General features: G+C 67.5%; 11 protein-coding genes and 4 pseudogenes. 9 read left to right on the top strand and 6 right to left on the bottom strand.

Going from position 1 to position 12,851, the window contains the following annotated elements:
- Both ACNPQM_RS41895 and ACNPQM_RS41890 read left to right on the top strand, forming a co-directional pair.
- A pseudogene (locus ACNPQM_RS41895) lies at positions 1-293 on the top strand (hypothetical protein); the annotation flags it as partial.
- Between the two features lie 318 nt (positions 294-611).
- The gene (locus ACNPQM_RS41890) at positions 612-1,469 is read left to right on the top strand and encodes a S1 family peptidase (RefSeq protein ID WP_418088103.1); all 858 of its coding nucleotides are present in this window, start codon (positions 612-614) and stop codon (positions 1,467-1,469) included.
- A 123-nt stretch (positions 1,470-1,592) separates the two neighbouring features.
- Here ACNPQM_RS41890 and ACNPQM_RS41885 read toward each other — a convergent pair.
- Positions 1,593-1,718: pseudogene (locus ACNPQM_RS41885) on the bottom strand (hypothetical protein); the annotation flags it as partial.
- Positions 1,719-2,350: 632 nt separating this feature from the next.
- Here ACNPQM_RS41885 and ACNPQM_RS41880 point away from each other — a divergent pair.
- The gene (locus ACNPQM_RS41880) at positions 2,351-2,791 is read left to right on the top strand and encodes a VOC family protein (RefSeq protein WP_418088102.1); all 441 of its coding nucleotides are present in this window, start codon (positions 2,351-2,353) and stop codon (positions 2,789-2,791) included.
- A 68-nt stretch (positions 2,792-2,859) separates the two neighbouring features.
- Complete coding sequence (locus ACNPQM_RS41875) at positions 2,860-3,276, top strand: hypothetical protein (protein ID WP_418088101.1); 417 nt, start codon at positions 2,860-2,862, stop codon at positions 3,274-3,276.
- Between the two features lie 50 nt (positions 3,277-3,326).
- Here the strand turns inward: ACNPQM_RS41875 and ACNPQM_RS41870 are convergent, their stop codons facing one another.
- Complete coding sequence (locus ACNPQM_RS41870; RefSeq protein ID WP_418088100.1) at positions 3,327-4,925, bottom strand: carboxylesterase/lipase family protein; 1,599 nt, start codon at positions 4,923-4,925, stop codon at positions 3,327-3,329.
- Between the two features lie 141 nt (positions 4,926-5,066).
- Here ACNPQM_RS41870 and ACNPQM_RS41865 point away from each other — a divergent pair, with 141 nt between their 5' ends.
- On the top strand, positions 5,067-5,627 hold the full coding sequence (locus tag ACNPQM_RS41865) for a TetR/AcrR family transcriptional regulator (RefSeq protein WP_358862892.1): 561 nt from the start codon (positions 5,067-5,069) through the stop codon (positions 5,625-5,627).
- 375 nt (positions 5,628-6,002) lie between these two features.
- On the opposite strand, the gene ACNPQM_RS41860 is transcribed toward ACNPQM_RS41865, so the two are convergent.
- From ACNPQM_RS41860 to ACNPQM_RS41850, 3 genes and pseudogenes are all read right to left on the bottom strand, one after another.
- Positions 6,003-6,389, bottom strand: a complete 387-nt coding sequence (locus ACNPQM_RS41860) for a VOC family protein (RefSeq protein WP_418088099.1) — start codon at positions 6,387-6,389, stop codon at positions 6,003-6,005.
- Positions 6,386-6,637 (bottom strand): annotated as a pseudogene (locus ACNPQM_RS41855) (ArsR/SmtB family transcription factor). Before ACNPQM_RS41855 ends, ACNPQM_RS41860 begins: the two are co-directional and overlap by 4 nt.
- A 110-nt stretch (positions 6,638-6,747) precedes the next feature.
- Positions 6,748-7,083 (bottom strand): hypothetical protein, encoded by a 336-nt coding sequence (locus tag ACNPQM_RS41850; RefSeq protein WP_418088098.1) that lies wholly within the window; start codon positions 7,081-7,083, stop codon positions 6,748-6,750.
- A gap of 797 nt (positions 7,084-7,880) precedes the next feature.
- On the opposite strand from ACNPQM_RS41850, the gene ACNPQM_RS41845 reads away from it, so the two are divergent.
- The 4 genes from ACNPQM_RS41845 to ACNPQM_RS41830 all read left to right on the top strand — a co-directional run bounded on the left by ACNPQM_RS41845 (position 7,881) and on the right by ACNPQM_RS41830 (position 11,761).
- Positions 7,881-8,699 (top strand): hypothetical protein, encoded by an 819-nt coding sequence (locus ACNPQM_RS41845; RefSeq protein WP_418088097.1) that lies wholly within the window; start codon positions 7,881-7,883, stop codon positions 8,697-8,699.
- A 36-nt stretch (positions 8,700-8,735) separates the two neighbouring features.
- Positions 8,736-9,266 (top strand): carboxymuconolactone decarboxylase family protein, encoded by a 531-nt coding sequence (locus ACNPQM_RS41840; RefSeq protein WP_418088096.1) that lies wholly within the window; start codon positions 8,736-8,738, stop codon positions 9,264-9,266.
- 82 nt (positions 9,267-9,348) lie between these two features.
- On the top strand, positions 9,349-10,623 hold the full coding sequence (locus ACNPQM_RS41835) for an MFS transporter (protein ID WP_418088095.1): 1,275 nt from the start codon (positions 9,349-9,351) through the stop codon (positions 10,621-10,623).
- 742 nt (positions 10,624-11,365) lie between these two features.
- Positions 11,366-11,761: a VOC family protein gene (locus ACNPQM_RS41830; RefSeq protein WP_418088094.1), complete on the top strand. Its 396-nt coding sequence runs from the start codon at positions 11,366-11,368 to the stop codon at positions 11,759-11,761.
- A 15-nt stretch (positions 11,762-11,776) separates the two neighbouring features.
- On the opposite strand, the pseudogene ACNPQM_RS41825 reads toward ACNPQM_RS41830, so the two are convergent.
- A pseudogene (locus ACNPQM_RS41825) lies at positions 11,777-12,620 on the bottom strand (IS5 family transposase).
- Between the last annotated feature and the right edge of the window lie 231 nt (positions 12,621-12,851).

Raw genomic sequence — 12,851 nt, 5'->3', positions numbered from 1 at the left:
GGCGCCCTGAACGTCCTACGGGCCGGGCTGGTCCGTCGCGAAGCCCAACCGGCATAGCGAGAAGCCCCCTCGTTTACGAGGGGGAGGAGTCACGGGATGTCAAGCAGATTCGCGACCTGCTGCTGCGCCCCGTCGGGGGCGGCGGGCCGGCCGTGCGCAGCGCCCTCGGGCATGACGACCTCATCGTGATGGGCGGCTCCTGCCAGCGCACCTGGGAACACGCGATCCCCAAGTCGGCGCGGGCGTCAGGGCCCAGGATCAGCCTCCAGTTCCGGCCGGACGGGGTGCGTTGAGCCGGCACCCGACCCCCCGCCCGCCGCCCCGGCGACCCCGCCGGAGCCGACGTGACCTGGGGGAACACTAAGTCGCGGACCCCGAGCGCGAGTTCGGATCTGCATGTGCACCGGGCCCGGTCCGTGCCCGCGTCCTCCGCGCCCGCGGACCGTGGGGGGACATGGACTTGATCCCACCCCTTGTCCCGCCGCCCGTCGGCACCGAAGAATGCGCACGGCAACCATCGGCTACAGACGTCACATCCGGCGTCGGCAAGGGGGCTCCACCCAATGTCACCCGCAGCACCGATGACACGTACGACACGTCGCTCACCGAGGATCGGCAAGGCGCTCACCGGCGCGGCGTTCGCGCTCGCCCTGGTCGGCGCGGGCGCGGCACCCGCCGTCGCCGGGACCGCGAGCGGGGACGCCGGCACCCGCGCGAGACCGAACGACGCGCCCGTCACGTTCGCCGGCACCGTCGCGCTCAGCAACTGTTCCGGCTCCGTCGTGCGCACCCCGCAGTCACAGCCCGACGACCCCGCCCTCGTGCTCTCCAACGGGCACTGCATCGAGGGCGGCTTCCCGAAGGCCGGCCAGGTCATCGTGGACCGGCCGTCCATCCGCACGTTCAAGCTCCTCGACGAGGACGCCGGGGTGCTCGGCACGCTCCAGGCCGACCAGATCTCGTACGCGACGATGACCGACACCGACATCTCGCTGTACCGGACGACCACCACCTACGCCGAGATCGAGAGCAAGTACCACGTACGGCCGCTGCTGCTCGACCCGCGCCACCCGCGCAAGAACACCGAGATCACCGTGACGTCGGGGTACTGGAAGAAGCAGTACAAGTGCTCCGTCGACGGGTTCGTGGACCAGCTCAAGGAGTACTGGTGGACCTGGAAGGACTCGGTGCGCTACACGCCCGGGTGCGAGACCATCGGCGGCACCTCCGGCTCCCCGGTGATCGACGACCACACCGGACGCGTGATCGCCGTCAACAACACCCATAACGAGGACGGCGAGCAGTGCACGCTCAACAACCCCTGCGAGGTCGACCGCAAGGGGCTCATCATCGTCCGCTACAACGCGCGCTACGCGCAGGAGACCTACGGGATCGTGCCGTGCGTCGTCGACGGCAGCAAGCTCGACCTGGGCCGCGAGGGATGTGAACTCCCCGAGCCCCAGGCCTAGTACGCAGAGGACGTACGCCGTACGGACCGGCCGCGAGCACGTCCGTGCGGCGGCGTCCTCGATGACGAACCGCCCGTCGATCAGCGCGTGCGGGATGCCCACCGGCAGGGTGCGTGGCGCCTCGAACGCCGAGCCCGCTGCCACCGTGCCCGGGTCGAAGAGCAGCAGGTCGGCGCGGTAGTCCTCGCGGACGAGCCCGCGGTCCGGCAGGCGCAGCCGGGCCGCCGGACGGGACGTCAGATGCGCCACCGTCTCCTCCAGGGACAGCACGCCCGCCCTCGATCACCTTGAAGACGCGGTCGCGGGCCGGTAGATCCGACTGCGCGACTTCCACCGCGGCGGCATCGACAGCGGCCAGCCGGTACCGGTGGCGCATGGCGTACCTCGGCGATGAGGTTCGGCTGGACGGTGACGTAACGGGGCTTGTTCCCAGAGCCGCATCCAGCGCTGGTCTGCTTTCCCGTCCACGGGTGCCCGGGCCCGCCGGGGCCAGCGCGGCCCCCAGCTCGCGCCGCGCGGCGGGGCCTGGACGGGTGCGGCGAGGGCGAGCGGCACGGGGAACTCCACCCGCCAAGGGTGACCCGGCACCGTGAACTAACTGGGGAGGCGAATGCTCAAGCGCGCACGCTGCGAATCGTCGAGGAAGCATTGAAAAGCGGGGACGGCACGCTGCGGCTGATCGTCTTCATGGGAGCGGTCACCTGCGCCGCACTCACCCTCGGTGGTGGCGCCTGGCTCGCGGGTCTGCTGCAGCGGTGCTGAGGCGCGATCCAGATTTCTCGGAGTTCGGCGGTCTGCGGATGTCGAGAACGTGCCACCGGCTCCGTCCCAGGGACATCAGCGGCCACCACCGGCCGCGCGGGGAAGAAGGAGAAACCAGCATGGCGATTCAGCGGATGGACAACGTCGGCATCGTCGTCGAGGACATGGATGCCGCCATCGCGTTCTTCGTGGAACTCGGTATGGAGCTGGAGGGCAGGGCGGAGGTCGAGGGCCTCTTCGCCGACCAGTGCACCGGACTCGACGGCGTCCGCTGTGACATCGCGATGGTCCGGACCCCGGACGGTCACAGCCGGCTCGAGCTGGCGAAGTACCGCAGCCCCGCGGCGATCAGCGCCGGGCTGCGCAACCGGCCGCACAACATTCTGGGCACGCACCGCGTCATGTTCGCCGTCGACGACATCGAGGACACCGTTGCCCGCCTGCGCCCTCACGGCGCCGAACTCGTCGGCGAAATCGCCCGGTTCAAGGACAGCTATCTGCTCTGCTACCTCCGCGGCCCGGAGGGCATCATCGTCGGACTGGCCGAGCAACTGCGCTGATGGTGTGCTGAGCCAGCACCATGGGCCTTCCGCGTGCGTTGTCAGAGGCAGCGGTCAGGATGACGGTCATGACAGACGGAACGACGTGGCTCGCTGACCGACAATCCATCGCGTTCGGGGGCTACCGCGTGGTACTCGCCTGCGGGCTCTCCCCGCAGGAACTCGTCAAGCGCCTTGCAGCGACCCTGCTGTACGACACAGAGCACATCGTCGTGCCGGTCGGGGACCACACGGGGGCCTCACTCCTGGAGCTCATGGACGACCACTACGACGTCGGGCTGCGCCTCGGCTCCGTGGGGGGCTGGACATACGCGGTTGCGTACGGCGAGCGCCTCACGGCCGCCGGTCTCCCGGACCCGGAGCGGAACCGAAGGGAGGTCCACCGCGCCGCGCTGGGCGTTGTCGAGGAGTTCTTCGGGCTCTCGCTGCCCAGGGATCCGATCGTGAGCGGGGCGCTGCCGGCCGTTTTGCTGGAACCGGCGTGACCCGCAACCAGGCCGACACAACCATCGGGTGTTCCTCGGAGCCCTTCACCTCACCGTGAGGGGGCGAGTGCCTTCCAGAAGGCGTGGTGGTGGTCGGCCGCGAAGTCGGTATGCCCGATGCGGCCGGACGCGAGCCGCTGCACGTACGGGCCGCGGGTCGTGAACCGCTTCCACGTGGGCATGCCATACCCGTTCATCTGCCCAGTGCTCGCAAACCGGCTCCAGTAGTCGGTCACTGTGTCCGACAGCCCGGCTTGCGCGGCGTCGAGCGGCTCGAACAGGTCGTTGTCGAACAGGTAGGCCAGGTCGATCATGTGGCCGGTACCGAGCGAAAAACTTGCCGGCCGCGGCACGCCCTTGAAGTACGGGGCCACGGCCTCGGCGAAGTCGTAGGCGTAGACGGGGGTGTAGCGGGCCAGCGCGCGCTGGGTGTCGAGCGCCGCGGCCGACCACTCCGAGTCGGTCAGCACGGCCGACATCGCCGCCCCGGGCGCCGGGTAGTTCGCGACCGGGTACTCGGCCAGGACCGCGGGAGCATCCTTTCCGAACTGATCGGTGACCTTCTTGACATACCCCTCGGCGGTCAGCGGCCTCCCTGTCATGACTTCGTCGAGCCCGGCCAGCCCGCTCATCTCGTCGTGAGTGGAGCCGTGCAGCACCGGTACCCGGGCGAACCGCCCGGCGGCAATCGCCCGTGACGGGGCCTCGGGCAGCACCTTGCCGTCCACCACGGGCCGGTAGCCGTCGTGTCCGGAGACGGACGCCTTGATGAGTTCGGCGGTGGACCTGCTCCGCAGGCAGGAGTCGACGGTGCGCGGATCGTCGCAGCCCGCGGCTTTGGCGAGGGTGAGGCCGTTGGTCTCTGTCTGTGTGCGGGTGAATGAGCCGTCCGGTCCGACGCAGCCCGCACTCTGCACGATCGCCTTGCTGAAGAGCCCGCGGGCTCCGGGCGAGACCAACTGGGCGCAGACGCTGTAGCCGCCGCCCGACTGCCCCATGATCGTGACATTGCGGGGATCGCCGCCGAAGGCACCGGCATTGCGGTTGACCCATTTCAGCGCGGCCTGCTGGTCAAGAAGACCGAGGTTGGCCGGTGCGCGCAGGCCGGCCGCGGAGAGGAAGCCGAACGCCCCGAGCCGGTAATTGATCGTCACGACCATCGCACCCTGCCGCGCGGCGGCCAGCTTGGCCGCGCGATAGGTGGCGCCGTCACCGTAGGTGAAGCTGCCGCCGTGAATCCAGACGATGACCGGCAGCCGTCCCGTCGTCCGCCCAGCCGGAGTCGTGACGTTCAGGTAGAGGCAGTCCTCACTGCCTCCGTCCTCGATCGAGATGGGCTGGTCGGTCGGCTGCGCGCAGGCGCTCTTCGGGGCGCGGGCGTCCAGCGGCGACGACCAATGGCGCACCGGCCGCGGCTCCTTCCACCTGCGTTCTCCGGTCGGCGGGGCCGCGTAAGGGATGCCCTGGAACGTGCGCACTGCACCAGCGACCGTGCCCTGGACCTGGCCGTCGGCGGTCACCACGCGGGCGGGGAGGGCTTGGGAGCTGGGGCGCGCGGAGGCGAGGCCGGCCGTGATCACCGTGGCGGCCAGCGTTGCGGAGACGGTGGCCGCGGCAAGGACGGCGACGCGGGACTTCGTGGTGCTCATCTGGGCTCCCGGGATCGGCGTGATCTTCGACGCTCGGAACGGTAGCCAGGATTTGGGCAAATGCGCAAGACGTTTGCCTGAGTCGATTGCCTAAGGCGTTCGTCTGGCGCAAACGTGCAGAATGTTGCTAGGGTCCACGTCATGGGAAACCGGGAGAAGCTGCTGGAGGCCGCCAGGCAGTGCCTTTTCGCAAAGGGTTACGAGCGCACGACGGTCCGCGACCTCGCCTCCGCGGCGGGCGTGAGCATGGCGGCGATCGGCTATCACTTCGGCTCGAAGGAGGCGCTGCTGAACCAGGCGCTCTTCGAGGCGCTCGACTCGGGAGACCAGGCCTTCGGGCCGTCGGAGGGTGCTACCGACCTCAGCGCGCTATGGCGTCGCCTGATTGAGGCGTTCTCGGTCAATAAGACCTTCTGGATCGCCAATCTGGAGACAGTCCTGCGCGCGCAGCGCGATCCGGAGCTGCGTGAGCAGGTGGCCGCCGGGCTGAGGCAGGGACGCAGCGGCATGGCGCGAGAGGTCACCGGAACCGCCGAGACCGAGCTCCCCGAAGCGACGATCCGCACCGTCGGCTCGGTGCAGCTCGCCCTCGTCAGCGGCCTGATGATGCAGCATCTCACCGACCCCGAGTCCGCGCCCACCGCTGACGAGGTGCTGGCGGGTCTGCGGGCGCTGGCCACCTACCTGCCTGAGGAAGCGTGAGACTCGGTCCCTGGACCGAAGGCAGACACAATCCGCGTCCCCCGGCTCGGCTCGGGCAGGCCACGATGCCTGCCGGACAGCGTCGGCGCCGACAAGGCGTACAGCAACGGCCTGATCCGCTCCTTCCTGCAGCGACGCGGGATCCGGCATGTGATTCCAGAAAGAGCTACACCAAGCCGGCCCGCCTGCGCAGGGGGCTCGCGGCTGTCGGCCTTCCGGGTTCGAGGACCTGATACAAAGCCCGGAACAGCGTTGAGCGGGCGATCAACAAACGGAAACAGTTCAGGATTGTCGCCACCCGCTATGACAAGCGCGGATACGTTTTTCCGGGAACCTGACCGTGGACGGCAGCTCACGGCCGTTCGCCGTGCCGGCTTACTTGTACTCGGCGATCTGGATGAGGTTGCCGCAGGTGTCGTCAAGGATCGCGGTGATGACCGGGCCCATCTCCAGCGGTTCCTGGGTGAAGCGCACCCCGAGGCCGCGCAGCCGGTCGAACTCGGCATGCACGTCGTCCACGGCGAAGGATGCGGCCGGGATTCCGTCGTTGACCAGTGCCTCCGTGTACGGCCTGACAGCGGGGTGGTCGTTGGGCTCGAGAACCAGTTCGGTGCCGTTGGGCTCCTCGGGCGAGACCACGGTCAGCCATCGGTGCTTTCCGAGCGGGACCTCGGTTTTCTTCACGAATCCCAGCACCTCGGTGTAGAAGCGCAGGGCCTTGCCCTGGTCGTTGACGAAGACGTTGGCGAGATTGATCTTCATTGGGTGTTCTCCTGCACATCAGGCCTGAGCCATCGGGCACGATGCGCTCAAGCGGTTCGGTGTTCAGGTCGTAGAATTTTTAGCGGCCCTGGCGATGTGTCCGGATCAGGCCAGCGGCTTCCAGTACAGCGAGGTGCTGGCCCCTGGCGGGACAGACCCAGACCGTGCTTGGTCGTCAACCGTGCGCAGATCTCGAACAGGGGATGACTGCCCCGTCCCGGCCTCGGCATGACAGGCCTGCGCCGCATCCTCCCGCTGGAGGCGGCTGTGCTTTCATGCACTGGTCAAGCAGGCCGCTGTTCGTTATGCAGAATCGTGTGCACCATCATCGAGTCCAGACATGCCCGCACCTCCACGATCAGGTCACCGTCGAACCGGCACACCCAGCAGTAGCGGTTATCGAACCGGCCCCCTCATTGGTGCGCGAGTCAGCGACCAGCTCGGCGATCGTGGTGTTCCCGTCGACGAACAAATGATCAACTCTTAGCCCTGCGCTCTCCGGCAGGACACCGGCCGACCGATCAAAGGTGGGCCCCATGAACGCCTTCTTGCCGCGGTAACGCCCCGCCAGCGGATGCGTGCCCTGAACCGCCCAGTCCACATCGTCTGCGACCCGGGCGAAGAAAGCTGCTTGTATCTGTCTGCTCTGCAGATTGCTGAACAGAGCGGCACGGTCCTCGCGAACCTGTGTCATCACACTCTCCAGACTCACACGATGTACGCGCTGCAGTCTACATACCCCTAGGCGGTATGAGGCGATATGGGGCGTGTGGCGCCAAGCGCGCCATGATGGCCGGAAAATCCCGCGAAGCCCTGCGCGCAGCGCACCGCCTGGATGAGGTCATCACGCCCGAGCTGCTCCAGGTGTCCCGTCCTCCACTGGCCGACCTGGTCGAGAGTCACTGCACCACACTGCCGCACGTGCTGATCCGCTTCGGCCGGTGGCAGGACATCCTCGACCTCGAACTCCCCGAGGACCAGGAGCTGTTCTGCTCGACCGCGGCGGGGATCCACTACGCACGCGGCGTAGCCTTCTCCGTGCTCGGGCGCATCTCCGAAGCCGAGCCAGCCCACACCGAGTTCACTGCGGCCCTTGCCCGGGTGCCCGACAGCCGGCTCAACTCCGTGCCGGCCGAGGAGTCGACGCGCTCAAGGTCGCAGCCGCAATGCTCGAAGGTGAATTGGAATGCCGCAAGGGCAACTTCGACGAGTCGTTCGCCGCGCTGCGCCGCGCCATCGAGCTGGAGGACGTCCTCCCGTACGGTGACCCGCCGGCCTGACTCCAGCCCGTGCGTCACGCGTGCGGCGCCCTTCTGGCGGAACAGGTCCGGTTGGGGGAAGCCGTCGCCGTGTCCGCGCCGGCGTCACCGTGGACCAGGTCGACGAGGAACTGCTCCATCGACGCACCCACTTCTGGAATACCCCCCAGGGGTATATGGTTAGCGCGAGAGCGGGAAGCACCCGAAGACCCAACACACCCATGGAGATGCAATGAACAGCCACACCGGTCACAGCCACGTCGGCCACGGTGCAGCCCGACCCGGTGGACTGTCGGTCTCCGAGAACGGGTACACCCTCGAGCTCGACTCGACTCTCTTCACCGCCGGCGTGCAGCCGGTCAGCTTCAGGGTGATCGGCCCCGACGGGCACGCAGTGACCGAGTTCGTCCCCGAGCACGAGAAGGAACTGCACTTCATCGCCGTCCGGCGCGACACGTCCGGGTTCCAGCACGTGCACCCGGTGAGGGACGAGAAGGGCACCTGGAGCACTGAACTGGCCCTCGACGCGGGGGACTGGAGGTTCTTCGCCGACATTCACCCGGCAGGCCACGACGGTGCCATGACGCTGGGCATAGACGCCGCGGTCGCCGGACCGTACGCCCCCCGGCCGCTGCCCGACGCCGCCAAGATCACGCAGATCGACGAGTACACCGTCACGCTCGACGGAAGACTCCTGCCCGGTGAGGCGAGCGAACTGACCCTCACCGTCAGCCGGAACGGTCATCCCGTCACCGACCTGCAGCCCTACCTGGCCGCGTACGGGCACCTGGTGGCACTGCGCGTCGGCGACCTGGGTTACCTCCACGTGCACCCGGATGGCGAACCCGGTGACGGCACCACCGCACCGGGACCCGAAATCACCTTCATGGCAGTCGCACCCTCGGCCGGGACCTACCGCCTGTACCTGGACTTCCAGCACGACGAAGTCGTCCGGACGGCCGAATTCACGGTACACACGACCGAGACAACGCCCCGCCTGGACGCGGCGTCCCAGGGCCCTTCCGAACACAGCGGCCACACACACCACTGACCGCGTGAACGCACATCCCACAGTGGAAGGAGCGACATGCCCCGCCTGACCCGACTCACGCCCGACACCGCCATCGGCTCATCGCGCGATCTGCTGGCCGACCTCGTCTCCCGCCACGGCCGAATCGGGGACATGGTCTCCACGATGGCGCACTCGCCGGCCGTACTCGGCGGCTACCTTCAACTCAGCCGGGCCATGGGACGAGCCAAACTCGACCGCAGGACCAGCGAACGGATCTCGATCGCCGTCCAGACCGTGCAGGGATGCCGACTGTGCCTCGACGCGCATGTCAGTGCAGCCCGCGCCATGGGAGTGGACGAGGAAGAGATCGAGCGAGCCCACGCCGGTACCTCGGCCGATCCCGCAATCGCGGCGATCATCGCCCTCGCCCTCCAGATCTACCGCGAGCCGATGTCGATCACCGACGAACAGATCACCGCGCTCCGCGCTCACGGCTACAGCGACCGCGCGATAGCCGACGTCGTCGGCGTGGTCGCACTCAACATCCTCACCGGCGCCTTCAACCTCCTCGCCGGCCTCACACCGGGGAGCGACACCGGTGCCTAGCGACACCCCCGCCTGTACCCGCGGGGCGCGGCCCCCACCCCGGGGCCGCGCCCCGCCGCATGGACACGGAAGGAACCCCGCCATGCGTCTGTTCGCCGTCCGCGACTACCGCCACCTGTTCGGCGCCCAGGTCATCGCCCTGTTCGGCACCGGGCTGACCACCGTGGCCCTCGGACTGCTCGCCTACGACCTCGCCGGCCCACGCGCCGGAATGGTCCTCGGCACCGCCCTGACCATCAAGATGGTCATGTACGTGGTCATAGCCCCGCTGGCCGCCGCGTACATCGACCGGTTCCCCAGAAGGACCCTCCTGGTCCTCCTCGACGTGATCCGCGGTGCGGTAGTCCTGGCACTGCCGCTGGTCACCGAGGTCTGGCACATCTACATCCTGATCGGCCTGCTCCAGGCCGCCTCCGCGGCATTCACCCCTACGTTTCAGGCCGTCATCCCAGACATCGTCACCGACGAGTCCGCTTACACGCGAGCCCTGTCCGCCTCCCAGGTCGCCTCCACCATGGAGAGCCTGCTCAGCCCCGTGCTGGCAGCCGTCGCCCTGACCTTCATGACCTTCGACCGACTGTTCCTCGCCACCTCCGCCGGATTCATCATCTCCGCCCTGCTCGTCCTGTCGACACGCATTCCCGACGCTCGCCCCAGCACCCACACCAAGGCATGGGACAAGGCCGCAGGCGGAATCAGAACCTTCCTCACCACGCCGCGACTGCGCGGCATCATGGCGCTCAACCTCGTGGTCGCGTCGGCCGGTTCAATCGTCGTCGTCAACACCGTCAACTACGTCCGTGACAAGCTCGGCGGCACACAACAGGACGTCGCCTGGATGCTCGCCGCCTCCGGCACCGGAACCCTCCTGGCCGCGCTCGCCCTGCCCCGCGTACTCGATCGGATCACCGCCCGCACCATCATGATGACCGGTGCCGGCGTCCTGGTCGGCGGCACGATTGCCGTGGTGACGCTCATCGCGGTCGGCTTCACCACATGGACCGGTACGGCGATCATCTGGGCCGTGATCGGCATCGGCATGGCACTGATCATCACGCCGACCGGCAAGGTCCTGCGTGCCTCCGTCGCACGAAACGCGATCCCCGAGGCATTCGCGGCCCAGTTCTCCCTGTCGCACCTGGCCTGGCTGATCACCTACCCCGTCGCGGGCGTGCTCGGCACGAACGCCGGCCTCACCCTCACCTGGTCCGCCCTCGCGATCCTCGCCGCGGCGGGAGCGATCGCCGCCCTCCTCCTGTGGCCGCGCCACGACGGGGGAGGAGCCACAGGTGAGTTCGCCACAACCGCCTGGCACATGTCCAGCAAGGACCGGACCACCCTGACCAAGGCCGCGTGAAACGCCACGGCGCGGTCCTCTGACTGTCAGGCTGTCAGGGGCGACGATCGCAACCTCCTGACTTGATCCGAGGACATCCTCAGGGGACGGAATGCCAAGGCGGCTGTTGTTGCCTGGCCCGAGATCCGCCCCGGCGGACACTGCGTTGTCCTGCGTGATGATGTGCGGTTTTTGTCGGTGGTGGTTCGGCATCGTGATGTCAGTTCGGTGGTGCGCTGTCTGTTGTTGTTCAGCTGGTCGAGGTGAGTGGTTCGAGCGATGACGTAGATGCTGATCTGGCGCTGACGTTTTTAGCGATGATGCTGGTCAATTGGTTGCCGGCCGATACAGCACGGTGTGTGTCTGTCACTGTCCATGGAGGTTGGTGACAGGGGGTTGAGTGCCGAATGTTGAGGTCGGGGAGGTCGGCGTCGCACAAAGATTGCTGTCCGCCTTCAGCGGCATCCCAGCCGCTACCTGATGACTGCCGCCGGCCACCGCGCCGAGATGACCATCCGCTTCGTGATCTGGGACCAGATCACCGGTGCCGCCGCCATGTCCACCGCGGCCTGAATCGAAACTGCCACCCCGCCCCACCACACCCTGACATGCCATCAGCCGGTCACACCCCCCACCAACGTGACAAAGCCCTACTAGGCGGTTTCCTCCGGATCAAGTCCGGCTGAGTCCCTGGTCAAAAAGATCTCGGATCTGTCGAGCGGGCGACCTACGCTGAGCCCCGTCCGTACTACCTGGGAGAAGCATGACAAGCAGGTTCACCGAGTTGACCGTTGACTGCCACGATCCGGAGAGGCTAGCGGCCTTTTGGTGTGAGGTGCTGGACTTCAAGGTGATCGACCGGAGCGAGGGCAAGGTCGAGATAGGCTCCTGGGTCCCGACCGTCGAGGATGTCCGGGCCCGCCAGATGCCGCCCACCCTGGTGTTCATCCGTGTACCCGAGGGCAAGGCCGTCAAGAACCGGCTTCATCTCGATGTCAGCCCGATCGACGGCAGCACCGAGGACGAGGTGACCAGACTGCTCGGCCTCGGCGCCACCAGGACGGACGTGGGCCAGGGTCCAGACCGGAACTGGGTGGTCATGGCCGACCCAGAGGGCAATGAGTTCGACGTCCTGCGCACCCTGGCACCGCAGGACTAGGCCGCCTCTTTCAGATCACCTCCCCGACCAGATGAAGATGGCGGCGATGTGGAGTCCGGCGAGGTAGATGGTGGCGGTCTTGTCTTATCGGGTGGCCAGACCGCGCCACTGCTTGATCTTGTTGATGCACCGTTCGACCGTGTTCCGCTGCTTGTAGGTCTCGCGGTCGAAGGCTGGCGGACGTCCGCCGAGCCGCCCGAGCCGCTTGCGGTTCGCGGCCTGGTCGGCGGGCTGTGGGATCACTGCCCGGATTCCGCGCTGTCGCAGGTGACTGCGGATCGCCCGGGACGAATACGCCATGTCGGCCAGGACCACATCCGGTGTGGTCCTGGCCGGCTGGTCAGCCGGGGCACTCGTAACCGGGCATGACCTCGGGGAATACGGGGTGCGTCACCTGTCTGGCCAGGCGTGACGACGAACGTGAGTGGGCGGCAACGACTGTCGGCGACAAGGTGAATCTTGGTGGTCAAGCCGCCGCGGGACCGTCCGAGGGCATGGTCATCCTGCTCGCCGTCCGGGCCCCTTTTTGACGGGCCCCGGCGGCGTGCTGGTGGGCACGGACGACAGTGGAGTCGACCGCGACGGCCCAGTCGAGGTCGCCTTCGGCGTCGGCCTGGGCGAGCAGCGCGGTGAAGACCTTCTCTCAGGTTCCGTCAGCGGCCCATTTCCGCAGCCGGTTGTGGGCGCCCTTCCACGAGCCGAAGTGCTCGGGCAGGTCCATCCAGGGTGTTCCGGTGCGGTACTTGAACGCGATCGCGTCGATCACCTGCCGGTGATCCCGCCACCGCCCGCCCCGCTTCGGAGTCCGGTCCGGCAGCAACGGCGCGATCCTCGCCCACTGAGCGTCAGTCAACGACATACATTAACCAATGATCAGATGATCCGAAGGAAACGGCCTAGGGCCAGTTGGGAAAGTGCTGGTCACAGCCGACAAGAACGTCTGAATTGTCAATCCCCTGGAAACGTAGAGGCCTTCCTTACGCGGCTTGGTCCTGCTGATGGTGCTCGGCGCGTGCTTCGCTGATGGTGCGTTCGAACTCGATTGGCGGTAGGCCGGCGGCCCCGCTGTGGCGGCGGCGCGGGTTGTAGA

Origin of the sequence: Streptomyces sp. NPDC056231 (assembly GCF_048270745.1) — a bacterium.
Classification (GTDB): Bacteria; Actinomycetota; Actinomycetes; order Streptomycetales; family Streptomycetaceae; genus Streptomyces.
Note: the sequence above shows the minus strand (reverse complement) of the source record. Positions and strands in the feature narration are given on the sequence as shown.

Bases quoted from the DNA above. Each gene is read 5' to 3' on its own strand.
- ACNPQM_RS41835 (WP_418088095.1), top strand. From the start codon at position 9,349: ATGCGTCTGTTCGCCGTCCGCGACTACCGCCACCTGTTCGGCGCCCAG.
- ACNPQM_RS41865 (WP_358862892.1), top strand. From the start codon at position 5,067: ATGGGAAACCGGGAGAAGCTGCTGGAGGCCGCCAGGCAGTGCCTTTTC.
- ACNPQM_RS41870 (WP_418088100.1), bottom strand. From the start codon at position 4,925: ATGAGCACCACGAAGTCCCGCGTCGCCGTCCTTGCCGCGGCCACCGTC.
- ACNPQM_RS41850 (WP_418088098.1), bottom strand. From the start codon at position 7,083: ATGACACAGGTTCGCGAGGACCGTGCCGCTCTGTTCAGCAATCTGCAG.
- ACNPQM_RS41840 (WP_418088096.1), top strand. From the start codon at position 8,736: ATGCCCCGCCTGACCCGACTCACGCCCGACACCGCCATCGGCTCATCG.
- ACNPQM_RS41875 (WP_418088101.1), top strand. From the start codon at position 2,860: ATGACAGACGGAACGACGTGGCTCGCTGACCGACAATCCATCGCGTTC.
- ACNPQM_RS41845 (WP_418088097.1), top strand. From the start codon at position 7,881: ATGAACAGCCACACCGGTCACAGCCACGTCGGCCACGGTGCAGCCCGA.
- ACNPQM_RS41880 (WP_418088102.1), top strand. From the start codon at position 2,351: ATGGCGATTCAGCGGATGGACAACGTCGGCATCGTCGTCGAGGACATG.
- ACNPQM_RS41830 (WP_418088094.1), top strand. From the start codon at position 11,366: ATGACAAGCAGGTTCACCGAGTTGACCGTTGACTGCCACGATCCGGAG.
- ACNPQM_RS41860 (WP_418088099.1), bottom strand. From the start codon at position 6,389: ATGAAGATCAATCTCGCCAACGTCTTCGTCAACGACCAGGGCAAGGCC.